The 26,672-nt window shown below is 71.9% G+C and carries 27 protein-coding genes; 11 read left to right on the forward strand and 16 right to left on the reverse strand.

Annotated elements, in window-relative coordinates; translation table 11 throughout:
* Positions 1 to 48: 48 nt before the first annotated feature.
* The 4 genes from ACTMTB_RS05340 to ACTMTB_RS05355 form a co-directional block, all read right to left on the reverse strand.
* Entirely contained in the window at positions 49 to 375 is a 327-nt protein-coding gene (locus ACTMTB_RS05340; RefSeq protein ID WP_441142883.1) for a hypothetical protein, read from the reverse strand.
* Between the two features lie 65 nt (positions 376 to 440).
* Positions 441 to 2,231 (reverse strand): 3-hydroxyacyl-CoA dehydrogenase family protein, encoded by a 1,791-nt coding sequence (locus ACTMTB_RS05345; RefSeq protein WP_441142885.1) that lies wholly within the window; start codon positions 2,229 to 2,231, stop codon positions 441 to 443.
* Between the two features lie 117 nt (positions 2,232 to 2,348).
* Positions 2,349 to 3,413, reverse strand: a complete 1,065-nt coding sequence (locus ACTMTB_RS05350; RefSeq protein ID WP_441142886.1) for an alpha/beta hydrolase — start codon at positions 3,411 to 3,413, stop codon at positions 2,349 to 2,351.
* A gap of 136 nt (positions 3,414 to 3,549) precedes the next feature.
* Positions 3,550 to 4,032 carry an FHA domain-containing protein gene (locus ACTMTB_RS05355; protein ID WP_441142888.1) on the reverse strand — a complete coding sequence of 161 codons (483 nt, stop codon included), beginning with the start codon at positions 4,030 to 4,032 and terminating at the stop codon, positions 3,550 to 3,552.
* A gap of 249 nt (positions 4,033 to 4,281) precedes the next feature.
* Between ACTMTB_RS05355 and ACTMTB_RS05360 the strand changes: the two genes are divergently transcribed.
* Entirely contained in the window at positions 4,282 to 5,781 is a 1,500-nt protein-coding gene (locus ACTMTB_RS05360) for an aldehyde dehydrogenase family protein (protein WP_441142889.1), read from the forward strand.
* A gap of 12 nt (positions 5,782 to 5,793) precedes the next feature.
* On the opposite strand, the gene nucS is transcribed toward ACTMTB_RS05360, so the two are convergent.
* Complete coding sequence (gene nucS, locus ACTMTB_RS05365) at positions 5,794 to 6,453, reverse strand: endonuclease NucS (RefSeq protein ID WP_088964445.1); 660 nt, start codon at positions 6,451 to 6,453, stop codon at positions 5,794 to 5,796.
* A 71-nt stretch (positions 6,454 to 6,524) separates the two neighbouring features.
* On the opposite strand from nucS, the gene ACTMTB_RS05370 reads away from it, so the two are divergent.
* Entirely contained in the window at positions 6,525 to 7,142 is a 618-nt protein-coding gene (locus tag ACTMTB_RS05370) for a DUF4126 domain-containing protein (RefSeq protein ID WP_179805899.1), read from the forward strand.
* An 85-nt stretch (positions 7,143 to 7,227) separates the two neighbouring features.
* Here the strand turns inward: ACTMTB_RS05370 and ACTMTB_RS05375 are convergent, their stop codons facing one another.
* Together ACTMTB_RS05375 and ACTMTB_RS05380 are read right to left on the reverse strand one after the other, a co-directional pair.
* Positions 7,228 to 7,824 carry a hypothetical protein gene (locus ACTMTB_RS05375; RefSeq protein ID WP_441142890.1) on the reverse strand — a complete coding sequence of 199 codons (597 nt, stop codon included), beginning with the start codon at positions 7,822 to 7,824 and terminating at the stop codon, positions 7,228 to 7,230.
* 733 nt (positions 7,825 to 8,557) lie between these two features.
* A complete protein-coding gene (locus ACTMTB_RS05380) occupies positions 8,558 to 9,322 on the reverse strand; it encodes an SDR family oxidoreductase (protein ID WP_441142891.1) in 765 nt (254 codons plus the stop codon).
* 99 nt (positions 9,323 to 9,421) lie between these two features.
* On the opposite strand from ACTMTB_RS05380, the gene ACTMTB_RS05385 reads away from it, so the two are divergent.
* The 4 genes from ACTMTB_RS05385 to ACTMTB_RS05400 all read left to right on the forward strand — a co-directional run bounded on the left by ACTMTB_RS05385 (position 9,422) and on the right by ACTMTB_RS05400 (position 12,229).
* Positions 9,422 to 10,276: a helix-turn-helix transcriptional regulator gene (locus ACTMTB_RS05385; protein ID WP_441142892.1), complete on the forward strand. Its 855-nt coding sequence runs from the start codon at positions 9,422 to 9,424 to the stop codon at positions 10,274 to 10,276.
* Positions 10,277 to 10,435: 159 nt separating this feature from the next.
* The gene (locus tag ACTMTB_RS05390; RefSeq protein ID WP_441142894.1) at positions 10,436 to 11,356 is read left to right on the forward strand and encodes a polysaccharide deacetylase family protein; all 921 of its coding nucleotides are present in this window, start codon (positions 10,436 to 10,438) and stop codon (positions 11,354 to 11,356) included.
* Between the two features lie 47 nt (positions 11,357 to 11,403).
* Positions 11,404 to 11,853, forward strand: a complete 450-nt coding sequence (locus ACTMTB_RS05395) for an Rv0361 family membrane protein (RefSeq protein ID WP_441142895.1) — start codon at positions 11,404 to 11,406, stop codon at positions 11,851 to 11,853.
* A 73-nt stretch (positions 11,854 to 11,926) separates the two neighbouring features.
* On the forward strand, positions 11,927 to 12,229 hold the full coding sequence (locus ACTMTB_RS05400; RefSeq protein ID WP_441142897.1) for a DUF1540 domain-containing protein: 303 nt from the start codon (positions 11,927 to 11,929) through the stop codon (positions 12,227 to 12,229).
* A gap of 40 nt (positions 12,230 to 12,269) precedes the next feature.
* Here ACTMTB_RS05400 and ACTMTB_RS05405 read toward each other — a convergent pair whose 3' ends face one another.
* Positions 12,270 to 14,279 (reverse strand): protein meaA, encoded by a 2,010-nt coding sequence (locus ACTMTB_RS05405; protein ID WP_441142899.1) that lies wholly within the window; start codon positions 14,277 to 14,279, stop codon positions 12,270 to 12,272.
* A 151-nt stretch (positions 14,280 to 14,430) separates the two neighbouring features.
* Between ACTMTB_RS05405 and ACTMTB_RS05410 the strand changes: the two genes are divergently transcribed.
* Both ACTMTB_RS05410 and ACTMTB_RS05415 read left to right on the forward strand, forming a co-directional pair.
* Positions 14,431 to 15,279: an ABC transporter ATP-binding protein gene (locus tag ACTMTB_RS05410; protein WP_441142901.1), complete on the forward strand. Its 849-nt coding sequence runs from the start codon at positions 14,431 to 14,433 to the stop codon at positions 15,277 to 15,279.
* Positions 15,276 to 16,121 (forward strand): ABC transporter permease, encoded by an 846-nt coding sequence (locus tag ACTMTB_RS05415; protein WP_441142903.1) that lies wholly within the window; start codon positions 15,276 to 15,278, stop codon positions 16,119 to 16,121. Before ACTMTB_RS05410 ends, ACTMTB_RS05415 begins: the two co-directional genes overlap by 4 nt.
* 40 nt (positions 16,122 to 16,161) lie before the next feature.
* Here ACTMTB_RS05415 and ACTMTB_RS05420 read toward each other — a convergent pair whose 3' ends face one another.
* On the reverse strand, positions 16,162 to 17,115 hold the full coding sequence (locus ACTMTB_RS05420; RefSeq protein WP_441142904.1) for a helix-turn-helix domain-containing protein: 954 nt from the start codon (positions 17,113 to 17,115) through the stop codon (positions 16,162 to 16,164).
* A gap of 58 nt (positions 17,116 to 17,173) precedes the next feature.
* Between ACTMTB_RS05420 and ACTMTB_RS05425 the strand changes: the two genes are divergently transcribed.
* Entirely contained in the window at positions 17,174 to 18,370 is a 1,197-nt protein-coding gene (locus tag ACTMTB_RS05425; RefSeq protein WP_441142905.1) for an MFS transporter, read from the forward strand.
* Between the two features lie 133 nt (positions 18,371 to 18,503).
* Here the strand turns inward: ACTMTB_RS05425 and ACTMTB_RS05430 are convergent, their stop codons facing one another.
* Both ACTMTB_RS05430 and murA read right to left on the reverse strand, forming a co-directional pair.
* Positions 18,504 to 19,352, reverse strand: a complete 849-nt coding sequence (locus ACTMTB_RS05430; RefSeq protein WP_210776197.1) for a 3-hydroxyacyl-CoA dehydrogenase family protein — start codon at positions 19,350 to 19,352, stop codon at positions 18,504 to 18,506.
* Between the two features lie 152 nt (positions 19,353 to 19,504).
* Positions 19,505 to 20,947: a UDP-N-acetylglucosamine 1-carboxyvinyltransferase gene (murA, locus tag ACTMTB_RS05435; RefSeq protein WP_441142906.1), complete on the reverse strand. Its 1,443-nt coding sequence runs from the start codon at positions 20,945 to 20,947 to the stop codon at positions 19,505 to 19,507.
* On the opposite strand from murA, the gene ACTMTB_RS05440 reads away from it, so the two are divergent.
* Both ACTMTB_RS05440 and ACTMTB_RS05445 read left to right on the forward strand, forming a co-directional pair.
* Complete coding sequence (locus ACTMTB_RS05440) at positions 20,946 to 21,518, forward strand: cob(I)yrinic acid a,c-diamide adenosyltransferase (RefSeq protein WP_350794261.1); 573 nt, start codon at positions 20,946 to 20,948, stop codon at positions 21,516 to 21,518. The two genes, murA and ACTMTB_RS05440, sit on opposite strands and share 2 nt — an antisense overlap.
* The gene (locus tag ACTMTB_RS05445) at positions 21,515 to 21,931 is read left to right on the forward strand and encodes a VOC family protein (protein ID WP_441143984.1); all 417 of its coding nucleotides are present in this window, start codon (positions 21,515 to 21,517) and stop codon (positions 21,929 to 21,931) included. Before ACTMTB_RS05440 ends, ACTMTB_RS05445 begins: the two co-directional genes overlap by 4 nt.
* A gap of 117 nt (positions 21,932 to 22,048) precedes the next feature.
* Here ACTMTB_RS05445 and ACTMTB_RS05450 read toward each other — a convergent pair whose 3' ends face one another.
* The 5 genes from ACTMTB_RS05450 to ACTMTB_RS05470 form a co-directional block, all read right to left on the reverse strand.
* Positions 22,049 to 22,504 carry a DUF2550 domain-containing protein gene (locus tag ACTMTB_RS05450; protein ID WP_154942282.1) on the reverse strand — a complete coding sequence of 152 codons (456 nt, stop codon included), beginning with the start codon at positions 22,502 to 22,504 and terminating at the stop codon, positions 22,049 to 22,051.
* Positions 22,505 to 22,516: 12 nt separating this feature from the next.
* Positions 22,517 to 22,795 carry a F0F1 ATP synthase subunit epsilon gene (locus ACTMTB_RS05455; RefSeq protein WP_441142909.1) on the reverse strand — a complete coding sequence of 93 codons (279 nt, stop codon included), beginning with the start codon at positions 22,793 to 22,795 and terminating at the stop codon, positions 22,517 to 22,519.
* 147 nt (positions 22,796 to 22,942) lie between these two features.
* Entirely contained in the window at positions 22,943 to 24,091 is a 1,149-nt protein-coding gene (locus ACTMTB_RS05460; RefSeq protein WP_441142911.1) for an LCP family protein, read from the reverse strand.
* A 212-nt stretch (positions 24,092 to 24,303) separates the two neighbouring features.
* On the reverse strand, positions 24,304 to 25,743 hold the full coding sequence (atpD, locus tag ACTMTB_RS05465) for a F0F1 ATP synthase subunit beta (protein ID WP_357611360.1): 1,440 nt from the start codon (positions 25,741 to 25,743) through the stop codon (positions 24,304 to 24,306).
* Positions 25,743 to 26,672, reverse strand: a complete 930-nt coding sequence (locus tag ACTMTB_RS05470; protein WP_441142913.1) for a F0F1 ATP synthase subunit gamma — start codon at positions 26,670 to 26,672, stop codon at positions 25,743 to 25,745. The genes atpD and ACTMTB_RS05470 overlap by 1 nt, the downstream gene beginning before the upstream one ends.

Below are 26,672 nucleotides of genomic sequence, written 5' to 3' on the forward strand. Positions count from 1 at the left end.
CTTCACCGCCGCCGCCCGCCCGGGCGGAAACAGGGTGATCCAGATCGCTCAGCCGTACTTCGGCGCGCTGCGCCCGCGCTGGATCGCCGGGCCGCGCCGGTCCCGGGCCCGCCAGCAGCCGCTGTGCCAGTGCCGGCGGTCGGTGAGGTCACCCGTCCCGTCCGCCGGCCACGCCACCAGGTGCGCCACCCCGGGGCGGATCTCCTGGTCACAGCCGGGGCAGCGGTACGTCTTGGTGGACGCCCCGCCGCCGATCCCGCGTACCTGCCACTCGCCGTCGCGCCACTGCTGCACCGAGGCGACGCCCTGGCGGACGCGGTCGGGCTCCAGGTGGGCGGCGTCGTCCCGGCGGGGACGATTGCGACGGGGGCTCACGTACCCAAGGTTACGGTCAGTCCCCGCCGATCGGCTCGCCAAGGTCATTGGCCACGGGGATGCGGTCAGCGACGGGTGTGGTCGCGGAAGCCCCGGCCGCTCTTGCGGCCCAGGTAGCCGGCGGTGACCAGGTGCTCCAGCAGCGGCGCGGGGGCGAAGCCCGGCTCGCGCAGCTCCAGGTAGAGCTCCCGCTGGATGGCCAGCGACACGTCCAGCCCGACCACGTCGAGCAGCTCGAACGGGCCCATCGGGTAGCCGCAGCCGAGCTTCATCGCGTAGTCGATGTCGTCGGCGGTGGAGTAGCTGGCCTCCAGCATCTTCACCGCGTCGTTCAGGTACGGGAAGAGCAGCGCGTTGACGATGAACCCAGAGCGGTCGCCGCAGACCACACCGGTCTTGCCCAGCGTCGCGCAGACCGCCTTCGCGGTGGTGGTGGTCTCCGCCGAGGTGCGGATGGTCTGCACCACCTCGATCAGCGGCATGATCGGCGCCGGGTTGAAGAAGTGCAGCCCCACCACGTCGGCCGGGCGCTGGGTGGCCATCGCCACGTCGATCACCGGCAGCGAGGAGGTGGTGGTGGCGAGCACGACGCCCGGCTTGCAGATCTCGTCGAGGCTGGCGAAGAGGGCCTTCTTGACGCTCAGCTCCTCGACCACGGCCTCGACCACCAGGTCGACGTCGGCCAGGTGCTCCAGCGTGGCGGACCAGTTGATCCGGCCCAGCGCCGCGTCCCGGTCGGCCTCGCTCAGCTTGCCGCGCACCACGCCCTTGTTGAGCGAGGTCTTGACGGACTCGAAGACCTTGGCGGACTTCTCCGCGCCCCGGGTGACCGAGACGACCTCGTAGCCGGCCTTGGCGAAGACCTCGATGATGCCGGTGGCCATCGTCCCGGAGCCGACCACGCCGACCTTGGCGATCCCCCGGGCGCCGTCGGCGAGTGCCGACTCCGACGCCACGGGCGTCTGCTCGTCGGGTACGACCACCGGGGAGCCCGCCCGCTCGTAGGTGTAGAAGCCCCGGCCGGACTTGCGGCCGAGCAGACCCGCGGTGACCATCTGCTTGATCAGTGGCACCGGCGCGTGCCGGCGGTCGCGACCGCCCCGCCGGTACATGGTGTCCAGGATCTCGTACGCGGTGTCCAGGCCGATCAGGTCCATCAGCGCGAGCGGGCCCATCGGCAGGCCGCAGCCGAGCTTCATCGCGGCGTCGATGTCCTCGCGGGTGGCGTACCGCGACTCGAACATGCTGACGGCGTGGTTGAGGTAGCCGAAGAGCAGCGCGTTGGCGATGAAGCCGGCCCGGTCGTTGATGGTGACGTCGACCTTGCCGAGCCGCTCGCAGAGCGCCTCGACGTCGGCGACCACCTCGGCGGAGGTGACCACCGTGCGGACCACCTCGACCAGCTTCATCACCGGGGCGGGGTTGAAGAAGTGGATGCCGATCACCTGGTTGGGCCGGGTGGTGGCGACCGAGATCTCGGTGACGCTCAGCGACGAGGTGTTGGTGGCCAGGATCGCCTCGGGCTTGCAGACCCGGTCCAGCTCGGCGAAGATCCGCTGCTTCAGGTCGAGGTGCTCGGGGACGGCCTCGATCACCAGGTCCACCGAGTGCAGCGCGTCCAGCCCGACCTGGAAGTTCACCCGGGACAGCAGGGCGTCCCGGTCGGCCTCGGCGAGCTTGCCCTTGGCGACGGCCCGGTCGGTGGAGCCGGTGAGGGTGACCCGGCCGCGCTCCAGGGCGGCCGCGGAGATCTCCACCGCGACGACGTCGATGCCGTTGCGGGCGAACACCTCGACGATGCCGGCACCCATGGTGCCCAGACCCACCACACCCACACTGGTGAACTCGCGCGCCACGACCGGCCTCCCCTGGCTCCGCACCCCGCCGACTTGAACGGCGACTAAGGTTATGCGCCGGAGTCTGCCACGCGACGCTGCGATGTCGAGACGCCGTGGGATATTTCACGCACCGGGTCAGTTCGTCGCCGGCACCCCCGTCAGCGCCAACAGCTCGGCCACGAACTCGGCCGGTCGTTCCACGTGCGGGCTGTGCCCGCAGCCGGGAAGCACCACCTCCCGGTAGGTGCCGCCGGCCGCGGCGTACCGGTCCAGCACCGCCCGGGTCTGCCCGACCATCGGCTGGGGCGGGCACGCCTGCTCCCCCGGCCAGCCCGGCACCATCCCCAGCGACCCCAGGTACGCCAGGTCGAACAGCGAGGTGTCCGAGACGATCACGTCGGCGTCGCCGCGTACCCAGGCGACGGGCGGCTTGACCTCGACGGCGACCAGCTCGTCGGCGAGCCGGAAGTGGGCCGGGGCGAGCGCGTTGAGCACGCCCCGCGACCCGGGCGCGGTGCCGGGCCAGTGCGGCGAGGTGCCGGCCGTGCCGGGGTAGTTGTCGTCGCCGGTGGCGGTGGAGAGCAGGCTGTCCAGCAGCAGCTCCTCGTCCTCGCCCAGCGAGGCCGGGTCGGCGACGTAGGTCGTCCGCAGCACGCTGCGCGGGCTGGTCGGGGCGTCGGCGCTCCGGTCGCCGGCGGCGAGCCTGGCCACGAAGTCCGGGTTCACCGAGCCGGCGCCGGTGCCGGCGAAGTCCGGCGTGGTCGGGGTGCCGTCGAGGTCGCGGGTGCCACCGAAGCCGTACGGCGACACCGGGGCCTCCAGCAGCAGGGCGGCCACCCGGTCCGGGTGGTCGACCAGCAGCCGCATCGCCACCCCGCCGCCGAGGGAGTGCCCGACCACCACCGGACGCGCGCCGGCGGCGAAGAGACCCGGCTCGTCGAGCAGGGCGGCCACGTCGTCGGCGAAGTCGGCCAGTCCCCGGGTCGCGTCCACCGGGGCGGTCTCGGTGTCGCCGTACCCGCGCAGGTCGGGCGCGACGACCCGGAGCGTCGCGGGCAGCCGGCGGACCAGCGGCTCCCAGAACGCCGAGGAGGAGCCGTTGCCGTGCACCAGCAGCACCGGCACGCCGTCCGGCGGCCCGGCCACCCGTACCCGCTGGGTGATGCCGTTCGCCGTCACGGTCCGCTGCTCGATCTCCATCCGCGGCATGCTGCCACGGCGGCGTCCCCCGGTCCATGGGCCGGCCGCCCACGATCCGGCGCGGCCGGATGTGCCGCGCCCCGCACGACGACCGGGGTGCGGCACGGTCTCCGGAGGTCAGCGACGCGGCGGCAGGTCAGGTGGCGCCGTCGGTCCCGGCCGCCGACCCGACCGGCTCGCCGCCGGCAGCCCAGGCGTCGGTCGGCGCGGTGGCGGCGGCCAGCGGCAGCGGCAGGGTCGGCCGGTGGTCCCGGCGGACCGGGCCCCCGCCGGCGAAGCGCAGCCCCACCGGATCGGTGGTGGCCAGGCCCGGGTCGAAGAAGCGCAGTTCGGTACGGCCGAGCCGGACCACGTCACCGTCGCAGAGCAGCTCCGGGCCGGTGATCCGCCGGTCGTTGAGCCAGGTGCCGTTGGTGGAGCCCAGGTCTACCAGGACGGCGCCGGCGTCGGTCAGCCGCACCTCGGCGTGCCGCCGGCTCAGGTGCGCGTCGGTCACCACGATGTCGGCGGTCGGCGCGCGGCCGATCACCTGCGGCCGTGGGCTCAGCCGGAAGCTGGCCCCACGCATCGCCCCGCCCGCCACCGTCAGCAACGGCACCAGTTCCGGATGATCCTCCATGGACAGTCAGCTCCCCACCCACCGTCGCCCCGCGTCAGCGTGCCAGTTCCCCCCGCCCACCTCACCCCCCGCGCGGACACCTCCGCGACCCCGGCCGGACAACTACCGCTAACCGATTCGGGCGGCGGCGGCACGGGTCGACGTCGCCCACCGTCGGTGGGTGACGCGCGGCAAGCCGATCCGGGACGGGGTGCCGGGGACCTCCGGTCACCCCTACCGGTGGGTAATCTCCGGGTCTAGACTTCCGCCATGACGGCTGTGCATGTCCCCGGCACCCCGGTCATCGAGGGCGATCGGCTGGTCTCGACGAGCCCCGCGACGGGCGCCGAAGCCGGCCGCTTCCCCGTGGCCACCCCCGACGACGTCGCCCACGCGGTCGAGCGGGCCCGGGCCGCCGGCGAGTGGTGGGCCGGTCTGGGCTTCACCGGGCGCCGGGAGCGGCTGCTGCGCTGGCGCGGCCTGCTCGCCCGGCGGATCGAGGAGCTGGCGGAGCTGGTCCACGTCGAGGGCGGCAAGCCGGTCGCCGACGCCATCGTCGAGATCCTCACCGCGATCGAGCACATCGACTGGGCCGCCCGCAACGCCCGCCGGGTGCTGGGGCCACGTCGGGTCCGCTCGCGGCTGATCCTGGCCGAGTTCTCCGGTCACCTCGAATACCAGCCGTACGGGGTGGTCGGGGTGATCGGCCCGTGGAACTACCCGGTCTTCACCCCGATCGGCTCCACCGCGTACGCCCTCGCCGCCGGCAACGCCGTCGTGCTCAAGCCCAGCGAGTACACCCCGGCCGTGGGGCAGTGGCTGGTGGACGCCTTCGCCGAGGTGGTGCCGGAGCAGCCGGTGCTGACCGCGGTGCACGGTCTCGGCGACGTCGGCGCGGCGCTGTGCCGCTCGGGCGTGGGCAAGCTGGCCTTCACCGGCTCGACCGCCACCGCCAAGAAGGTGATGGCCGCCTGCGCCGAGTCGCTGACCCCGGTGCTGCTGGAGGCCGGCGGCAAGGACGCGATGATCGTGGACGCGGACGCCGACCTGGACGCCGCCGCCGAGGCGTGCGTCTGGGGCGCGCTGACCAACGCGGGCCAGACCTGCATCGGCATCGAGCGGGTCTACGCCGTCGAGCCGGTCTACGACGCCTTCGTCGACAAGGTGGTCGCCCGCGCCGGCCGGCTGACCGTGGGCGCGGAGGGCGCCGACATCGGCCCGATCACCATGCCCAGCCAGCTCGACGTGATCCGGCGGCACATCGACGACGCCGTCGCCGCCGGCGGCCGCGCCGTGCTCGGCGGGCCGGGCGCGGTCCAGCCGCCGTACGTGCACCCGACGGTGCTGGTGGACGTCCCCGAGACCTCGGCCGCCGTCCGCGAGGAGACCTTCGGCCCGACGCTGACGATCAGCCGGGTGAGCGACGCCGACGAGGCCGTACGCCGGGCCAACGCGCTGTCGTACGGCCTGGGGGGTTCGGTCTTCGGCCGCAAGCGGGCCGTGGCGATCGCCCGGCGGCTGCGCTCGGGCATGGCCTCGGTCAACTCGGCGCTCACCTTCGCCGGCATGTCCACGCTGCCGTTCGGCGGCGTGGGTGACTCCGGCTTCGGGCGGATCCACGGCGAGGACGGGCTGCGCGAGTTCGGCCGGGCCAAGTCGATCACCCGACGGCGGGCCCGGTCGCTGCTGCCGTCGATGACCTTCGAGCGGACCCCCGCCGACGTGGCGCGCCTGGTCAAGGCCGCCAAGGTGATGTACGGCCGGCGCTGAGCGGGCGGCCGGTCAGAAGAGGGTCAGCTCGTCGCGCTCGATGCCGCGCAGCTTGTCGTAGTCGACCACCACGCACCGGATCCCCCGGTCGGTGGCGAGCACGCGGGCCTGCGGCTTGATCTCCTGCGCGGCGAAGACGCCGGAGACCGGGGCGAGCAGCGGGTCGCGGTTCATCAGCTCCAGGTAGCGGGTGAGCTGCTCCACGCCGTCGATCTCGCCGCGCCGCTTCACCTCCACGGCCACCGCGCCGGAGTTGGCGTCCCGGCAGAGCAGGTCGACCGGGCCGATGGCGGTCATGTACTCGCGCCGGACCAGGGTGAAGCCCTCGCCGAGGGTCTCCGGATTGGCTGCGAGCAGCTCCTGCAGGTGCGCCTCGACGCCGTCCTTGCGCAGACCCGGGTCGACACCCAGCTCGTACGAGGTGTCCTGGAAGATCTCCTCCAGGGTGATCCGCAGCTCCTCGCCGGCCTTGTTGACCACCCGCCAGACGCCCGGGGCCTCCTCGAGCCGGCAGGGCGGGCTCATCCAGTTCAGCGGCTTGTACGCCCGGTCGTCGGCGTGGATCGACACGGAGCCGTCCGCCTTGACCATCAGCAGCCGCGTGGCCAGCGGCAGGTGAGCCGAGAGCCGTCCGACATAGTCCACCGAGCACTTCGCAATCACCAGCCGCACCCGACGAGGGTAGCCGAGTACCGGGCCGTCGCCACCGAGCGGACCTGGCGCGCCGGTGCGATGCTGATTTCGTGTTCGAAGTTCTCACGGGTACCGGCCTGGCCGCATCGGCCGGCCTGAACGCCTACATCCCCCTGATCATCATGGGACTGCTGGCCCGTTACACCGACCTGATCGAGCTGCCGAGCGGCTGGCAGTGGCTGGGCAACGGCTGGGTCGTACTGATCCTGGCGGTGCTGCTCGCCGTCGAGGTCGTCGCCGACAAGGTGCCCGTGGTCGACCACGTCAACGACCTCGTGCAGACCGTCGTCCGCCCGACCGCAGGCGGCCTGGCCTTCGGTGCCGGCGCCAGCTCGGAGACCGTGACGGTCAGCGACCCCGGGAGCTTCTTCTCGTCCCACCAGTGGGTGCCGGTGGTGACCGGCGTCGTCATCGCGCTCGGCGTGCACCTGCTGAAGTCGGCCGCCCGGCCGGTCGTCAACGCCACCACCGCGGGCTTCGGCGCGCCGGTGGCCAGCACCGCCGAGGACGCGACCAGCGTGGTCATGTCCCTGGTGGCGATCGTCCTGCCGGTGCTGGTGCTGGCCTTCCTGCTGGGGCTGGTGGCCTTCCTCTTCTGGTTCCTGCGACGCCGCTCCGACCGCCGCCGGGAACGCCAGGCGGCCCGCGCGGCCGGCTTCCGCGTCTGACCCCGGGTACGCCCCCAATCCCCGGGCGGATACGCCGCTGGCCGGCACCCCGCTCGGGGGTGCCGGCCAGCGTGTCGTTCACGTGTCAGTTGTTCCAGTGCTTGGCGACCAGGTCGGCGGCCTGCTTCTCCCACTGCGCGTAGTGGTCCGGGTAGGCCGAGACCTGCACGGTCTGCGCGGCCTTGGTCAGCGGCATGTCCTGCCAGCCGTCGACCTGCTTCAGACCCTTCAGGAACGCCATCGTCGAGTACTCGGGGTCGGTGATCTGCTCGACGGTGCCCCAACCCGAGGACGGGCGCTGCTGGAACAGGCCCTGCGAGTCGTGGTCGTTGCGCTCACCCAGGTGACCCAGGTTCTCCAACTTCGACTCCTGCAGCGCGGTCGCGATCGCCACCACGGCGGCCCGCTCGTCCATACCCGACTTCTTCGTCGCCGCGATGATCGCCTTCACGTTCTCGGTCTGCTCGCTGCCCAGGTCGATGCGCGACTGCTTGCCCTGCACACCGTGCGGGATCAGCTTGCCCTTGTCCACACCCGGCTTGTCGGCCTGCACCACGGCAACCGACTTCGCCTCAGCGGCCGGGGTGGCGTGGGCCTCGGTGACCGGGCCGGCGAAGACGCCACCGGCGAAAGCCAGACCAGCAATACCGAGAACGCTCTTACGCAGAATGGTGGTGTTCATCAGAGTGGCTCCATTCGGGGGTCGGCACCCAGGCCCGACGGGGGTCGAGCGGGCGCAAGCACCACGACGGCGCTCAAAAGATCAGGGGAAAGTCTCGTCCCGGCTGGCTTCGCGAGCGGGGGGCTCACGGCGCCGGGTCCAGGTGTAACGACCGGCGGCCCACCATCATTCCGGCGGCCCGCATCCCGGGGCCGGCCACGTGATCGGGCCAGGCCGGCGGGGGTGCTGCTGCGATCGTCCAGGTGATGTAACGACACCGGCCAGGCCACCATTCCACCGCCAGCATGCCCCCGGTCACGGGACGGCCCGGACCAGCTATCCCAGACCGGACATCTGGCACCTCCCAGCGCGCCCTGCAATCGGACATCCGGCACGCCGATGCCAACTCGGGGCCGGTCATCCAGGCAACGCCGAGCCGTGCCGGAACCGGACAGTCGCGCCGACTGGTCCCCAAACCGCCACGCGCGTGTCTCGTCGGCACGGCCGTCACCGAATGAGCGTGATACCTCACCGTCATATTGATGCCTCTGAGGTATCACGCTCGTGGTGGTGTCATCCCCCGACTGGCGCGACCGGATCGGCACGACAGGAGCGGGCGCGACCGAAACCGGCGCGACCGGCGCAACGCAGGACCGAGGAAGCCCTGGTCCCGGCCCTCGGGCCCCGCTTCAACCGGCAGGTACCGAAGTCGCGGTGAGAAGGCCAGGACCGGGAGAGGAACGCCCCGCCGACGCTACTTTCCGTGCGGGTCGGCGGCGTTCAGCGTCTCGACCACCTGGTCGTAGTCGCCGCGCGCCTCGCCGTACCGGAGGAACTTGACCCGCTCGACCTGGATCTCCTTCGCCTCCGGCTGCGCCTCCAGCAGCCCGAGCACCTCCGCCACGAACTCGTCCAGCGGCACCGCGAACTCGCTGTGCTCCTGCCCGGGCAGCAGCGAGGTACGCACGGCCGGCGGTTCGAGCTCCACGACCTTCACGGTCGTGTCAGCGAGCTGCAGCCGGATCGACTCGCTGAGCATGTGGATCGCGGCCTTCGACGCGTTGTAGCTCGGGGTGACCTTGAGCGGCGCGAACGCGAGGCCCGACGAGACTGTCATGATCGTGGCGTCCGGCTGCGCCCGCAGGTGCTCGATGAACGCGGCGATGAGCCGGATCGGGCCGAGCACGTTGGTGTTCACCACGGCCTCGGCGGAGGCGAGGAACGTCTCGGGCTGGTGCCAGTCCTCGACGCGCATGATGCCGGCCATGGTGACGAGGACGTTGAGGTCCGGGTGCCTCGCCAGCACCTCCCGCGCGGCCGACGCGATGCTCACCGGGTCCGCCGTGTCGATCGTGACCGTGTCGATGCCCCGGTGCTCGGCGGCGATCTCCTTCAGCAGATCGGTGCGGCGGCCGCCGACGATGACGGTGTTCCCCCTGGCCTGCAGTTCGAGGGCGAGGGCGAGGCCGATCCCGCTGGTGGAGCCGGGAATGAAGACGGTGTTTCCGGAGATGTTCATGCACCCACCTTCGCCGGTCCGCCGGGGTGGATGAAGAGAGCGCTCATCGGGGGATCGGCAATCCCTGGTTCGTCCCGGCGGCAGGCGGATACTCGGATCATGGACCGTGCAGCCCTGGCCGACTTCCTCCGCCGCCGCCGGGAGGCGCTGCAGCCCGGGGACGTCGGGCTGGCAGCCGGCGCGCGGCGGCGCGCGCCGGGCCTGCGGCGCGAGGAGGTGGCCGCCCTGGCCGCCATGTCGACCGACTACTACACCCGGCTGGAGCAGCAGCGCGGCCCGCAGCCGAGCCCGCAGATGCTCGCCGCGCTGGCCCGGGCGCTGCGGCTGACGACCGGTGAGCGCGACTACCTGTTCCGGGTGGCGGGGCACAACGCCCCGGCGCGGGTGACGACGGCGACGCACGTCGCCCCGGCGCTGCTGCGCGTGCTGGACCGGCTCGACGACACCCCGGCGCTCATCCTGTCCAACCTCGGCGAGGTCCTCGTGCAGAACCGGATGGCCGAAGCCCTGTTCGGGGACCGGTCGGGCCACACGGGCCTCGCCCGCAGCGAGATCTACCGGTGGTTCACCGACCCCGCCGAGCGGCTGCGCTACCCGGAGGACGACCGCCCCCGGCAGAGCCGCGCCCAGGTGGCCAACCTGCGCGCCGCGTACGGGTCGATGGGCCCGCGGTCGCGCGCCGGTGAGCTGGTGCGGGCGCTGCAGAAGGCGAGCCCGGAGTTCGCCGAGCTGTGGGAACGGCACGAGGTCGCGCAGCGCTTCGCCGACCACAAGACGCTCATCCACCCCGAACTCGGCGCGATCGAGCTGGACTGCCAGGTCCTGTTCACCGAGGACCGGTCCCAGGCGCTGCTCGTGCTCACCGCGCCACCGCGCAGCGAGGGTGACGAGAAGCTGCGGCTGCTCGCCGTGCTGGGGCACGAGCGTTTCCCCGCCGACACCACACCCGGTTAGCCCCGCCGTGCGACCACCTCGGGCACGCCGCACATCGCGCGGCCGGTGGCCGGGCCGAGGCGCGGGTGCGGGCGGCAGATCCCCCGACGGACCGGCCGCCAGGCGGAAGGGGCCGTTCGGGGGCCACCACGACACCGCCCCCACTGCCATGATCACCCGGTGCTCGCGAAGAACTCCCGCGTCCTGCTCACCGCCGCCACCCTCGCCCTGGCCGCCATCGCCGCGCTCCTCGTCGGTCCCGCGCCCCACCGGGCCCCGGTACGGGCCGTGCTGAAGATGCCGGCCGGCAACGGACCGGCCACGGCGGGCGGGACCGCCGTACCGCCGGCCCCCGGGCAGAGCGGGCAGCCCGGCAACGGTGGGCAGCCCGGGGAGGACTCCGGGCTGCCCGGTGCGACGCCACTGGGCACCCTGCCGCCGGTGGTCGACCATGGTCCGCGTACCGGGCGCAAGGTCGCGCTCACCTTCGACGCCGACATGACCGACACCATGCGCCGGCAGCTGCGCGGACCGCACCCGCCGTCGTACGCGAACCTGGCGATCGTCGAGCTGCTGGAACGGGAGCGGGTGCCGGCCACCTTCTTCCTCACCGGCAAGTGGGTCGAGGACTACCCGGAGCTGACCCGCCGGCTGGCCGCCAACCCGCGCTTCGAGCTGGCCAACCACACCTACGGGCACGCCGCGTTCACCCCGCGCTGCTACCACCTGACGCCGCTGCCCCGGCGGGAGATGACCCGGGACGTGGCGCGGACCTTCGAGGTGATCGGCCGGTACGGCGGCCGGCAGACCCGCTACTTCCGCTTCCCCGGCCTCTGCCACGACCGGGCGGCGCTGGCCGAGCTGGCCCCGCTCGGACTGACCGTGGTGGACGGTGACGTGGTCAGCGGCGATCCGTTCGCCACCGCCTGGCAGCCGATCGTCCGGGCGGTGCTGAGCCAGGTCCGGCCCGGTTCGGTGATCATCCTGCACGTCACCGAGGCGAACGCGGCGATGACCGACGAGGCGCTGCCCCGCATCCTGGCCGGGCTGGCCGAGCGAGGTCTGGAACCGGCCCCGCTCTCCGAGGTGCTCGGCCGGTGAGCCGGAGCGCGGGCGGCGGGTTTGCGCGACCCGCCTAGCCTGCGGCCATGACGTACCAGCCGATCCCGGTGCCCCCGCGCGACAATCGCCGTACCCTGCGGATCGTCCTGATCGTGGTGGGCGCGGTGCTGGCGCTCTGCTGCCTCGGCGGCGCGGTCGGCGGCTTCTTCGTCTACGGCGCGGCGAAGGAGGCGGTCGGGCCGGTCCGGGAGGCCACCACGAGCTACCTGGACGCCATCCGAACCGGCGACCACCAGCGGGCGTACGGCCTGCTCTGCCGGGAGGAGCGGGAGCGGACGTCGCTGGCCGAGTTCGGCCGGCGGTGGGAGGCCGAGCCGCGCCTGGTCGACTACGACGTCGCCGGGCTGACCGTCAACAACACCAACGGCCGGGTCCGGGGCACCGCCACCGTGCGGCTGACGACGGAGACCGGCGGCGCGAGCACCCAGGTGTTGACGCTGGTCAAGGAGGACGGAGCCTGGCGCCTGTGCGGGTGACGGTCCCGCCGAACTCCGCGCCGAAGTCGGGCAAATGCCTACCATCGGCACAGGAGTCGAGAGGAAGGCCGTCATGACCACATCGATCGAGATGCCCCGGGTGCAGGAGTGCACCGTCGCGTCCTGCGCCTACAACCGCACCAACGACTGCCACGCCTTCGCCATCACCGTCGGCAGCAGCGACCACGCCCACTGCCACACCTTCGTCGAGATGCCGGTGCGGGGCGGGATCGAGCAGATCATCGCGCAGGTGGGCGCGTGCAGCCGGTCGGACTGCCGGCACAACTCGGAGCTGGAGTGCCACGCCCCGGCGATCACCGTCGCCCCGGACCAGGACATGGCCGACTGCGTGACGTACCAGCCGCTGACCGTGTGAGCCCGCGCGACCGGGCGGTCGCGCGGGCGGTGGGCCGCGGTCAGGCGGTGAGACCGTTCGCCTGGCGGATCACGCCGACCAGTTCGTCGATGATCCCGGTCAGGGCGAAGTCCTTCGGGGTGAAGACCCGGGCGACCCCGGCGGCGCGCAGCGCCTCGGCGTCCCCGGCGGGGATGATGCCACCGACGACGACGGGCAGGTCAGCGCGGCCGGCCGCGCGCAGCCCGTCCAGCACCGCCGGCACGGCCGCGAGGTGCGAGCCGGAGAGCACCGAGAGCCCGACCAGGTCCACGTCCTCCTCGACGGCGGCGGCGACGATCTGCCCGGCGGTCAGCCGGATGCCCTGGTAGACCACCTCGAAGCCGGCGTCCCGGGCGCGTACCGCGATCTGCTCTGCGCCGTTGGAGTGCCCGTCCAGGCCCGGCTTGCCGACCAGCAGCCGCAGCCGGCCGCTGCCCAGCTCCTGCGCGGTGGCGGCGACCCGTTCGCGGACCGCGACGAGGGTGGCGTCCCCGCCGACCCCGGCCGCGCCGGTCAGCCCGGTCGGCGCGCGGTACTCGCCGAAGACCTGGCGCAGCGCGCCGGCCCACTCGCCGGTGGTCACCCCGGCCCGCACGCACTCCAGCGTCGCCGGCATCAGGTTCGCCGTGGTCGCGGCGTCCGCCCGCAGCCGGGCCAGTGCCGCGTCGACCGCCGCGTCGTCCCGGCCGGCCCGCCATTCGCGTACGGAAGCGGTGGCGGCCGCCTCGACCGCCGGGTCGACCTGCTCGACGGACTCCGCGCCGGCGGCGGTCAGCGGGGACGGCTCGGTCTCGGTGAACCGGTTGACGCCCACCACCACGTCGGCGCCGGACTCGATCCGGCGGCGCCGGTCGGCCAGCGAGGCGACCAGCGCGCTCTTGAGGTAGCCGCTCTCCACGGCGGTCACCACGCCGCCCATCTCCAGCACCTTTTCCAGCTCGACGCGGGCACCGGTGACGATCTCGTCGACCAGCGCGGTCATCACGTGCGAGCCCTCGAAGAGGTCGGGGTACTCCAGCAGGTCCGACTCGTACGCGAGCACCTGCTGCATCCGCAGCGACCACTGCTGGTCCCACGGCCGGGGCAGGCCGAGCGCCTCGTTCCAGGCGGGCAGCTGCACCGCGCGGGCCCGGGCGTCCCGGGAGAAGGTGACGCCGAGCATCTCCAGCACGATGCGCTGGATGTTGTTCTCCGGCTGCGCCTCGGTCAGGCCCAGCGAGTTGACCTGCACCCCGTAGCGGAAGCGGCGCTGCTTCGGGTTCTCCACGCCGTAGCGCTCACGGGTGATCTCGTCCCAGAGCGCGCCGAAGGCGCGCATCTTGGCGATCTCCTCGACGAAGCGCACGCCGGCGTTGACGAAGAACGAGATCCGCTGCACCACGTCGCCCATCCGCTCGGCGGGCACCTGGCCGGAGTCGCGGACCGCGTCGAGCACGGCGACGGCGGTGGCCAGGGCGAAGCCGACCTCCTGCACCGGCGTCGCGCCGGCCTCCTGCAGGTGGTACGAGCAGATGTTCGTCGGGTTCCAGCGCGGCATCTCGCGCAGCGTGTACGCGATGATGTCGGCGGTCAGCCGCAGCGACGCCGCCGGCGGGAAGATGTACGTCCCCCGGGACAGGTACTCCTTGATGATGTCGTTCTGCGTCGTCCCCGCGCAGCGCGACAGCTCGGCGCCCTGCTCCGCGCCGACCGTGCCGTAGAGGGCGAGCAGCCACATCGCCGGCGCGTTGATGGTCATCGAGGTGTTCATCTCGGCGAGCGGGATGCCGTCGAAGAGCGCCCGCATGTCGCCCAGGTGGGCCACCGGCACCCCGACCCGGCCCACCTCACCGGCGGCCAGCTCGTGGTCCGGGTCGTACCCGGTCTGGGTCGGCAGGTCGAAGGCGACCGACAGACCGGTCTGGCCCTTGGCCAGGTTGCGCCGGAAGAGCGCGTTGGTGGCCGCGGCGGAGGAGTGCCCGGCGTACGTGCGCATCACCCAGGGGCGGTCGCGCTCGGGCAGCCGGCCGGAGAGTGCCTTCTCGTCCATGGCCGGAGTTTAAGTTACCGTTCAGTAAAACGGGCTGTGGAAAACCACACAGGTCCATGGAGCGGACCACCGGGCACGGCCGACGCGACATGGCCGACACCACCACACCCCGGCCGGCCGGGACGGCGTCCCAGGTCGCACACTGGACGTCATGGATGACGAGCTCGCGATCTCCGTACGGGGACTGCGCAAGGCGTACGGCGACACCGTCGCGGTGGCGGGGGTCGACCTCGACGTCCGGCGCGGCGAGGTGTTCGCCCTGCTCGGCCCGAACGGCGCGGGCAAGACCACCACGGTGGAGATCCTCGAGGGCTACCGGCAGCGCGACGCCGGCGAGGTCTCGGTGCTGGGCAGCGACCCGGCCCACCCTGACCCGCACTGGCGGTCCCGGGTCGGCATCGTGCTCCAGGGCACCGGCGAGTTTGACGAGCTGACCGTCGCCGAGGTGGTCCGGCACTTCTCCGGCTTCTACCCGGACGCCGACGACCCGGACAAGGTCGTCGAGCGGGTCGGCCTGGCCGGCAAGGCGAAGGCCCGTACGCACACCCTCTCCGGCGGGCAGAAGCGCCGGCTCGACGTGGCGCTGGGCATCATCGGCCGCCCCGAGCTGCTCTTCCTCGACGAGCCGACCACCGGCTTCGACCCGGAGGCCCGGCGGGAGTTCTGGGAGCTGATCCGGGACCTGGCGGCGGCCGGCACCACCATCCTGCTCACCACGCACTACCTGGACGAGGCCGAGTCGCTGGCCGACCGGGTCGGGGTCATCGCGGACGGCCGGCTGGTCGAGGTCGCCGCGCCGAACCGGCTGGGCAATCGGCAGGAGGCCCTGGCGACGGTCTCCTGGCGCACGCCGGAGGGGACTCTGGAGAGCGTCGAGAGCGCGACGCCGACGGCGCTGGTGGCGGAGCTGGCCGCGCGCTACGGCGGCGAGGTGCCCGGCCTCACGGTGGCCCGGCCGACCCTGGAGGACATCTACCTCACCATGATCGGACACGCATGACCGCCACCATGAAGCCGGCCGCGCCGGCCGCCGCCGGGCCGGTCCGGCGGCGGGGGCCGCTGGCCCTCGCCGGGCGGCAGGGCCGGCTGGAGATCACCCAGTTCCTGCGCAGCCGGGAGTCCGTCGTCTTCACGATGGGCTTCCCGGTCATCATGATCCTGATCTTCGCGGCGATCTTCAGCGACGAGATCGCGCCCGGAGTCAGCTACACCCAGTACTTCATCACCGGCATGATCGCCACCGGCCTGATGACGGTGAGCTTCCAGAACCTCGGCATCTGGATCCCGATCGAGCGCGATCGGGGAGTGCTCAAGCGCTACCGGGGCACGCCGATGCCGAAGTGGGTGTGGTTCGCCGGGAAGGTGCTGATGGTGGTCGCCATCGGCGTCGCGGAGACCGTGCTGCTGCTGGCCGTCTCGGTGGCGCTGTTCGACCTCGACCTGCCCGGCACCGCCGCGAAGTGGCTCACCTTCGGTTGGGTGTCGGTGCTGGGCGTGACCGCCTGCACCCTCTGCGGCATCGCCATCTCGTCGCTGGCCCGCACCGCGCGCAGCGGCTCGGCGGTGGTCACCCCGGTCGCGCTGGTGCTCCAGTTCATCTCCGGGGTGTTCTTCGTCTTCACCGAGCTGCCGTCCTGGATGCAGCAGGTGGCCGCGCTCTTCCCGCTGAAGTGGATGTGCCAGGGGCTGCGCTCGGTCTTCCTGCCGGAGAGCTTCGGCGCCCAGGAGCCGGCCGGCTCGTTCGAGCTGGGCCGGGTCGCCCTGGTGCTCGCCGCCTGGTGCGTGATCGGGCTGGTGCTCTGCCTGACCACCTTCCGCTGGACCACCAAGCGCGACGGCTGATCCGCCGGAGGGTTCCGGCACCGCCGGTCGGCCGGCCCGCTCACCCGCCGGCGACGAGCGCGGCACCGAGCGGCGTACGCCAGTAGAGCACCTCGCGCCCGGACCGCCGTTTGCTGACGGCGCCCGCGTCGAGCAGCACCCGCAGGTGGTCACTCACCGTCCCGAGGGACAGCCCGGTCACCGCCATCAGCTGCGAGGTGCTCAGCGGCGCATCAAGCCTGGCCAGGATGTTGGCCCGGTTCGCGCCGATCAACCGGGCGAGACCGTCGGGTGCCGGTGAGGTGGGATCCACCAGGATTCCGCGTGCCGGATAGACCATCCCGAACCGGGTGGGCACGTCCCACACCACCCAGCCGCGACGGCAGTGTGCCGGCACGAAGACCAGTTGCTCGGCCTCGTCCAGCGACAGCGGCGGCTCCGGGTAGTCGTTGATCTGGAGACGACCGTCGCCCAGCCAGCGCATGTTGCGGTTGAGGTCGGCGAACACCCCGGCCCAGCCGCCCGTGCTCAACGCGGCGGTGCGGGCCACGATGTCCGCGCGGAGCCGGCGTTCCCGCTCCGGCCACTCCGGCTCGACGGTGTGCGTCCAGACCCAGTCGAGGAGTTCCACCACCTGCCCGGTGAGACCGTCCGCCAGCAACTCGGCGGCGAGCGGCGCCGGGCGGGTGGCCAGCAGGTCGGCTCGGATCTGCTCGTCGGACAACTGCTCAACGGCCGCCAGCTCCGCCGGGAACGTCGGTTCCGGCGAGGCGGGTGCGATGGTGAGGAAGTCCGCGGTCCACCGGGGGTTGAACGACGCGGGCAGCAGCGCCCGGGCCACGGGCCGGGCGGCCAGCATCCGCCGGAACGCCTCCATGTGGCGCTCTCGCCAGGCACGCTGCCAGGGCGTACGCGGGTGATACAGCGCGTGCAGCGCGGCGACCGTGTCGACCATCGGCGAGACCGCGAAGCGGCTGCGCGCGAGCAGATCCGATGGCACCTGCCAGACGCCCACGTTTCGCCTCCAGACGTAACTCTAGGAGATCCACTCGGCGGCCCACACGATCGTGCCCGTGAGAACGTACGCAGACCTGTTCGCGGCCCGTGAGTTCCGCAACCTGTTCCTCGCCAACTGCGCCGGGATCGCAGCGCACACCACGTCAGCGCTGGCGCTGGGCGCGTTGACCTATGCGTCGACCGGCTCGGCACTACTCACCGCGCTCAGCATGTTCGGCGCACCGCTGGCCGGCGTGCTCGGCAGCCTGACGTTGCTGTCGGCCGCGGACAGCCTGCCGCCCCGCCGGGCGCTGACCCTCGCTGCGGTGCTGGTCACCGTCGGAGCGGTGGTGCAGGCCGTGCCCGGGCTGCCGCTGTGGGCCCGCTTCACGATCATCTTCTTCAGCGCGTACGTCGGCTCGATCACCGGTGGGGCCAGGTGGGCGCTGCTCACCGACATCCTGCCGGCCAACGCCTACGTACTGGCCCGGGCCACCATGAACACGAGCGTCGGGGTGATGCAGATCGCTGGGTTCGGGCTGGCCGGCGCCCTGCTCGTCCTGCTGACCCCGTACCAGGTGTTCCTGCTCGCCGCGGTGCTCCGGGCGGTGGCCGCCGCGGTGGGCTGGTTCGGGCTGTCCGAACGCCCGGTTCGGGTCACCGAGCGGACGACGATCGCGCGCACCGTGCGGGTGAACAAGGAACTCTGGGCAGACCCGGGCCGCCGCTCGCTATTCCTGAACCTGTGGGTACCCAACGGTCTGATCGTCGGGTGCGAGGCGCTCTTCGTCCCGTACGCCGGTGACCGCGCCGGCTTCCTGTTCGCCGCTGCCGCCCTCGGCATGCTGATCGGGGACGTGGTGGTGGGGCGGTTCCTGACCGTGGCCCGCCGGGAGCGGTGGGTTCCCGCGCTGCGGTTGCTGCTCGCAGTCCCCTATCTGGTCTTCCTGCTGTCGCCGCCGCTACCACTGGCCATGGTCGTCGCACTGATCGCCTCGGTCGGCTTCGCCGCCGGGCTGCCGTTGCAGGAGCGGCTGATCGCCCACTCGCCACCCGAGGCCCGTGGCCAGGTGCTCGGCCTGCACCACAACGGCATGCTGGCCGGTCAGGCGGTGTGCGCCGCGCTCGCCGGCACGGTCGCGGACCTGGTCCCGGCGTACTGGGCCGTCGCGCTGCTGGCCGGAGCCTCGCTGGCGGCCACCGTCGCGCTCACCTCGGGGTTGCGACGGACCGCACCCGAACCCGTCACGGCGATACCGACGCCGCCGGCGTGAGCAGGCTCCCGGCGACCTCACCGGCCGTACCGAGGTGCGATCCGGCGGCGACGGCCTGGTGCAGGACGAAGGCGCCGGCGGCCACCCGCCCTGGGCGGTTTGAGCGCCGCCGGCGCCCGGCGTCGAGGTCGGCTCAGTACGTGTAGAAGCCCTTGCCGGTCTTGCGGCCCAGGTCGCCGGCGGTGACCATGCGCTGGAGCAGCTCCGGCGGGAAGAACTTCTCGTCGGCGGTGTCGGTGTAGATGTTCTTCGAGGCGTGCAGCAGCACGTCCACGCCGGTCAGGTCGGTGGTGGCCAGCGGACCCATGGCGTGGCCGAAACCGAGCTTGCAGGCGGTGTCCAGGTCCTCGGCCGACACCACGCCGGACTCGACCAGCTTGACCGCCTCGACGACCAGCGCCGCGATCAGCCGGGTGGTGACGAAACCGGCGATGTCCCGGTTGACCACGACGACCGTCTTGCCGATCCCCTCGGCGAACGCCTTCACCGTCGCCAGCGTCTCGTCGCTGGTCTTGTAGCCCCGGACCAGCTCGCAGAGCTTCATCATCGGCACCGGCGAGAAGAAGTGGGTGCCGACGACCGCCTCCGGCCGCTCGGTCACCGACGCGATCTGGGTGACCGGGATGGCCGAGGTGTTGGTGGCCAGCACCGCGTCGGCCTTGCAGATCTTGTCCAGCGCGCGGAACACCTCGTGCTTGATCTCCAACCGCTCGAAGACCGCCTCGACCACGATGTCCGCGTCGGCGACCGCCTCCAGGTCGGTGGTGGGGGTGATCCGGCCCAGCGTCGCCTCGACCTCGGACGCGTCGATCCGGCCCTTCTCGGCGAACTTCTCCAGCGACTTCCGGATGCCGTCGACGCCCCGCTTGGTGGCCGCGTCGTCCAGGTCGCGCAGCGTCACCTGCCAGCCCGCCTGCGCCGCCACCTGGGCGATGCCCGAACCCATCAGCCCGGCACCGACGACCGCGAGTCGACCCGCCATCTGCTTCTCCCTCGCTGCGAATGAGTTGTCTGTCAGCACCCTAGTCATGACCGAACGCACCGAGCGCAGCGAGGGCCGTGAGGGCATGACAGGACAGTCCAGTCGGCGAGCCTGAACGACGGCTAAGGCCCCGGCTGCGGCGGCGGGGCCGATCAGATGGTGAGGTCCGGGGCCTCCGGCGCGGTCCCCCGCTCCACCCGCACACCGAGCGCCCGCAGGTCGGCCACGAAGTCCGGATAGCCCCGGTCCACGTGGTACACGTGGGAGACCTCGGTGACCCCCTCGGCGCAGAGCCCCGCGATGATCAGACCCGCGCCGGCCCGGATGTCGGTGGCGCGTACCGGGGCGCCGGAGAGGCGGTCGCGACCGCGTACCACCGCGTGGTGGCCGTCGGTCTTGATGTCCGCCCCCAGCCGCATCATCTCGTTGGCGAACATGAACCGGCCGTCGAAGATGTTCTCGGTGATCAGGGAGGCGCCGTCACTCACCGCGGCGAGGCCGATCGCCATCGGCAGCAGGTCGGTGGCGAAGCCCGGGTACGGCAGGGTGACCACGTCGACCGCGGCGGGCCGGTCGTCGGCGCGTACCCGGAAGGCGTCGCCGCGGGTCTCCACCAGTGCGCCGGCCGAGACCAGTTTGTCCAGCGCGACCTCCAGGTAGGCCGGGTCCACGCCGGTGACGGTGACGTCCCCCCGGGTCATCGCGGCGCCGAACGCCCAGGTGCCGGCGACGATCCGGTCCCCCACCGTGGCGTGCCGCACCGGGTGCAGCTCGGGCACCCCGACGATCCGCAGGGTGGAGGTGCCCGCGCCGGAGATCCGCGCGCCCATCTGGTTGGCCATCGTGCAGATGTCGACGATCTCCGGCTCCCGGGCCGCGTTGTCGATCACCGTCACGCCGCGGGCCAGCACCGCCGCCATCACCAGGTTCTCGGTCGCCCCCACGCTGGGGAAGTCCAGCACGATCTCCGCGCCGTGCAGGCCGTCGGGAGCCGACGCGATGACGAAGCCGTGCTCACCGGAGATGTCCGCGCCCATCCGGGTCAGCCCGGAGATGTGCATGTCCAGCCCCCGGGAGCCGATCGCGTCCCCGCCCGGGTGGGCCACCCGGACGTGCCCGCGACGGGCCAGCAGCGGGCCCAGCACACAGATCGACGCGCGCAGCCGGCGGACGAGGTCGTAGTCGGCCTCCACGCCGGGCCGCTCCGGGACGTCGATGACGACCGAGCGGGACCGGGCGGCCCCACCCCGGGCGACCATCGGGTCGACCGGATCGTCCGCCTCGAACCGCACGCCGCAGCCGAGCCGGCGCAGCACCTCGCCCATGATCGCGATGTCGGTGATCCGGGGGACGTTGGTGATCACACTGCGCCCCGGGGCGAGCAGCGCGGCCGCCATCAGCTTGAGCGCGGAGTTCTTGGCGCCGACCACGTGCACCGTGCCGGCCAGCCGGGCGTCGCCGCCGACCCGGATGACGTCGACGTCGTTGACCGCCTGGTCGCCGGCGTCACCGGCCCCCGTTCCGCTCGGCCAGCCGAGGGCGGGGTCCGGCCGTGCCGGGATCGTCAGGTCCGGTATCCGTAGGCTGTGCGTCATGGCCGTCCACCTCACGCGCATCTACACCAAGGCCGGCGACGCCGGCATGACCAGGCTGAGCAACAACGAGCAGGTGCCGAAGACCGACCCGCGGATCGCCGCGTACGCGGACGTCGACGAGTGCAACGCCGCGATCGGCGTGGCGCTCGCCCTGGGGCAGCTCGACGAGGAGCTCCGGGCGGTGCTGGGGTCGATCCAGAACGACATGTTCGACGTCGGCGCCGATCTGGCCACTCCGGTCGAGCCGGATCCGGCGTACCCGCCGCTGCGGGTAACCGAGGAGTACGTGGAGCGCCTCGAGGGCTGGTGCGACGAGTACAACGCACGCCTGAGCAAGCTCGACTCCTTCATCCTCCCCGGCGGCACCGCTGGCGCGGCGCTGCTGCACGTGGCACGGACGGTCGCCCGGCGCGCCGAACGGGCCGCCTGGGCACTGGTCGCGCACGACCCGGATCGCACCAGCTCCCTTCCGGCAAAGTATCTCAACCGCCTCTCCGACCTGCTGTTCATCCTGTCAAGAACGGCAAATCCGGACGGAGATGTGCTATGGGTGCCGGGCGGTAAGCGCTGAGCCTCGGCGCGCTGCACCACGTCGAGGTCTGGGTGCCCGACCTCGACGCCGCCCGGGCGAGCTGGGGCTGGTTGCTGGGCGAGCTGGGCTGGACGCCGTACCAGGACTGGCCCGCCGGCCGGTCCTGGCGGCTCGGCCCGACGTACCTGGTGCTGGAGGAGTCCCCCGCGCTGTCGGGGCGGGCGCACGACCGGCTCGCCCCCGGGCTCAACCACCTCGCGTTCCACGCCGGTCCGCCCGCCGCGGTGGACCGGCTGGTCGCGGCCGCGCCCGCGCACGGCTGGACGCTGCTCTTCCCGGACCGCCACCCGCACGCCGGCGGCCCGAACACCTACGCCGCCTACCTCACCGACATCCAGGGGTACGAAGTCGAGCTGGTCGCCTCCGACGAACCCGGTAACGGTGCAAGGTAAGAAGCGTCTGGCACGGCGCGTCAACATGAGGGATTTCCGGGGAGCCCACTCGCGGAGGGATCAAGCCTGACCGCCCGGAGCGAGTGGGCTCCCTGGAAATCCCGGAGTGCGCGCGGGTCAGGCCGCGGGCCAGTCCTGGGAGGCCACACGCGGCGAGGCCGCCCCGGGCGGGGCGGCCTCCAACCAGCTGAGGAATCCGGTGACGGTGGAACGCGCCATGGCGATCTCGACCGGAGCGTGGTGACTGGTACACCGGAGGATCACCCAGTCGGCGGGCATCGAGAGACGCTCCTGCCCCTCCGGCAGGCGCCGTCGCTCCACCACCAGCTCCTTGCGGGAGAGCACCCGCTTGGGTCGCAGGGCGAAGCTGAACATCCGGTACCACCGGAGCTCGTCGCCGACGAAGCGCCCGAAGCCGGGCGACCAGCCCCGGCCGTCGAGCACCGTGGTGACTCGGACGCCGAGCCGGATGATGCCTCCGCTACGGGTGACCAGGGCCCGCCGGATGAAGAGGATCAGGATCGCGGCGACGACCACCGCAAAGCCGATTCCGATCCCTTCCACGATCTCCATCGGCGGGTCGGCTCAGCGCGCGGGGGTGGCCGGGGAGGCGCTCTCGGCGAGGACGGTGACGCCCTCACCGGTCACCGACAGGAAGCCGCCGGCGACGTCGTACGCGACCTGCTGGCCGCCGACCTGCTTGATGCGGACCTGGCTGGGCTCCGCCAGCTGGCCGAGCAGGGGCGCGTGCCCGGGCAGCACACCCAGCTCACCCTCGGTAGTCCGGGCGACGACCATCTCGGCCTCGCCCGACCAGACCTTCTCCTCGACGGCTACGAGCTCGACGTGAAGCTGCTGTGCCACGCTGTCTCCTTGCTGCGGCGGCGGAATGTCGAAAGTCTAGTCCCGCGGCCGGGATCGCCCCAACGCGGGTGGCGAGACCTACGCCACCCGGTGTCGTGACACGCGGAGCCGGGCCGGCGAAAGGCCGGCCCGGCGGTGGCGCGAAGGTCACTTGTTCCGGTTGCGGAACTCCGGGTGTTCGAGCAGGAACGCGTCGAGCTGCTCGTTCTTCAGCGCGGTGAAGAAGTCGTCCGCGGCCGGCAGCAGCCGCTCGCCCCGGTACGCGCTGCCGGTGCCGAGCCCCTCCCCCGGCAGCTTGATCAGCTCGACGTTCTCCGGGCGCACACCCTTGAGGGCGACGGCGAAGTCGACCACGCTGTTGCCCCGGCCGTTGAAGGTCAGCGACTGGCCCGCGGCCCGGATCACCCGGTCCAGCTTGATCGGGTTGGTCACCACGTCGGCGCTGAACGCCTGCTTGACCATCGCCTTGATGAACTGCTGCTGGTGGCGCTGGCGGCCGTAGTCGCCGTCCGGGACGCCGTTCTTGGGGTAGCGCTGCCGCACGTAGTCCAGCGCCTGCCAGCCGCTCAGGTGCTGGTTGCCCTTCTTGTACTCCGCCTGCGGCCCGATGTAACCGGGGCCGTTCGGGTTGCCCTTGCGGTGCGTACCGTCGGGCTCGCGGTGCTCGGACCGCACGTCCCGCTCGATGTACATGTCGACGCCGCCCATCGCGTCGACGATCTTCTGGAAGCCGGTGAAGTTGATGATCGCGCCGGCGTCGAACCGCTCGATGCCGGTCACGTTCTGCACGGTCTTGGCGAGCAGCTCGAAGCCCTGCGGGGCGCTCGGGTTCTGCCCCTGCACGACGCTGCCGTGCGACATCGCGCCGTTGAGCTTCCCGGCGCCGCCGGAGTAGCCGGCCTTGTCGAACTGCGGGATGTCGACGTACAGGTCGCGGGGCAGGGAGAACAGGTACGCCCGGTCCATCGACTCCGGCACGTGCAGCACCATGATCGAGTCGGCCAGCGGCCGGTCCTCCGGCTTGCGGGGGTCGGTGCCGACCAGCAGGATGTTGAGCGGGCCCTTGACGTCGCTCTTGCGCTCCTGCGCCCCGGCCGCCTGGTCGCCGAAGAGGTCGGCCTTGCCGACGGCGCCCTCGTACCGGGCCAGCAGCGCCTCGTAGCCGACCAGCACCACGCCGCTGAGCAGCATGAGCACGGCGCCGAAAATGGTGCACGTCCTGGCCCACCGCGGCACGCCCGACCACATGGACGGCTTGCCGCCGCCCTTGCCGGCCTTACCCACGAGCTTCTCCATTCGTCGTCACGCCCACAACTCAAGGGACGGGCGGACGCAGCCGAAAAGTTGCACCGGATCGACGCCGATTGGCGGGCGTCGCGCTCGAAACGGTACCCCGCCGTCGTGGGAATCGCTCTCCCGACAATCGGACATTCGGTCCGACCAGCCCAGCAACGGGCGAAGGCCACCCCGGCGAACCGGGGTGGCCTTCGTCAGTTGTGGCGGAGTTCTCAGCCCTCCGACATCAGTTCCTTCGCCTTGCGCTCCAGGTCCTCGAGACCGCCGCACATGAAGAAGGCCTGCTCGGGGAAGTGGTCGTACTCGCCCTCGCTGATCTTCTTGAACGCCTCGATGGTCTCGCTGATCGGGACCGTCGAGCCCGGCACGCCGGTGAACTGCTCGGCGGCGTAGGTGTTCTGCGACAGGAAGCGCTCGATCCGCCGGGCCCGGGCCACGGTGATCTTGTCTTCCTCGGAGAGCTCCTCGATGCCGAGGATGGCGATGATGTCCTGCAGGTCCTTGTAGCGCTGCAGGATCCGCTTCACCTCGGTGGCCACCGCGAAGTGCTCGGCGCCGACGAACTCCGGGGCGAGGATCCGGGACGAGGACGCCAGCGGGTCCACGGCCGGGTAGATGCCCTTGTCGGAGATCGACCGCTCCAGGTTGGTGGTCGCGTCGAGGTGGGCGAACGTGGTGGCCGGGGCGGGGTCGGTGTAGTCGTCCGCCGGCACGTAGATCGCCTGCATCGAGGTGATGGCCTGGCCCCGGACGGAGGTGATCCGCTCCTGGAGCTCGCCCATCTCGTCGGCCAGGGTCGGCTGGTAACCCACGGCGCTCGGCATGCGGCCGAGCAGCGTGGAGACCTCGGAACCGGCCTGGGTGAAGCGGAAGATGTTGTCGATGAAGAGCAGCACCTCCTGCTTCTTCACGTCGCGGAAGTACTCCGCCATGGTCAGCGCGGACAGGGCGACCCGCAGCCGGGTGCCCGGCGGCTCGTCCATCTGACCGAAGACCAGCGCCGTCTTGTCGATGACGCCGGACTCGGTCATCTCGGCGATGAGGTCGTTGCCCTCACGGGTCCGCTCACCCACGCCGGCGAAGACCGACGTACCACCGAAGTTGTTCGCGACTCGGGTGATCATCTCCTGGATGAGCACCGTCTTGCCCACGCCGGCACCGCCGAACAGGCCGATCTTGCCGCCCTTGACGTACGGGGCGAGCAGGTCGATGACCTTGATGCCGGTCTCCAGCATCTCGGTCTTCGGCTCCAGGTCCGCGAAGGCCGGGGCCTTGCGGTGGATGCCCCAGTGGTCGTCGGGCTGGAGGGTCTCGCCCTCGGTCAGGTTGAGGCACTCGCCGATGGCGTTGAAGACGTGGCCCTTGACGGTGTCACCCACCGGAACGCTGATCGGCGAGCCGGTGTCGCTCACCTCCGTGCCGCGGACCAGGCCGTCGGTCGGCTGCATCGAGATCGCGCGGACCATGTTGTCACCCAGGTGCTGGGCGACCTCCAGGGTCAGCGTCTTCCCGCCGCCGGCGAGCTTCACCTCCACCCGCAGGGCGTTGAACAGGGCCGGCATGGCGTCGCGCGGGAACTCGGCGTCGACGACCGGGCCGATGACCCGGACCACGCGACCCGTGGCCGTCTTGGTCTCCACTGGTGCAGTCATCACACTTCACTTCCCGACGCGGCCAGCGCGTTCGCGCCGCCGACGATCTCGCTGATCTCCTGGGTGATCCCGGCCTGGCGGGCCGAGTTCATCTCGCGCGTGTACTTCTCGATCATCTCTTCGGCGTTGTCGGTGGCGCTCTTCATCGCCCGCCGCCGCGCCGCCGACTCACTCGCCGCCGACTCGATCAACGCCGCGTAGATCCGCGTGTTGATGTACTTCGGCAGCAGCGCGTCGAGCAGCGCCTCGGCCTCCGGCTCGAACTCGTACGCCGGCAGCAGGCCCTCGGACCGCGGACGGTCCTCGACCTGCATCGGGCCGATGATCTTCGCGACCGGGTTCTGGGTCATCAGCGAGTGGAACTCGGTGTAGACGATGTGCAACTCGTCGATGCCGAGTACCCCGTCCGCCCCGGCGCCGCCGTCGAGGTCGTCCGCACCGGCCGAGAACGCCTTGATCAGCGTCTCGCCCACGGTGCGGGCGTCGGCGAACGTCGGCTGCTCGGAGAACCCGGTCCAGTTCGCCTCGATCGGCCGGTTGCGGAACCGGTAGAACGTGACGCCCTTGCGCCCGATGACGTAGAGCACCGGCTCCTTGCCGTCGGCCTTGAGCCGGGCGATCAGCGACTCCGCCGTCCTGATCGCGTTGGAGCTGTAACCGCCGGCCAGGCCGCGGTCGCTGGTGACCAGCACGACGCCCGCCCGCCGCACCCGCTCACGCGGGGTGAGCAGCGGGTGGTCGATCCGCGCGTTGGACGCCAGCGCCGTGAGCACGCCCGTGATGGCCCGGGCGTACGGCAGGGAAGCCTCCACCCGGGCCTGGGACTTGGCGATCCGGCTCGTCGCCACGAGCTCCATCGCCTTGGTGATCTTTTTCATCCCCTTCGCCGAGCGGATCCGCTGGCGAAGAACGCGAACCTGGGCAGCCAT

Source organism: Micromonospora sp. L32 (assembly GCF_052068055.1).
Taxonomy (GTDB): Bacteria; Actinomycetota; Actinomycetes; order Mycobacteriales; family Micromonosporaceae; genus Micromonospora; species Micromonospora purpureochromogenes.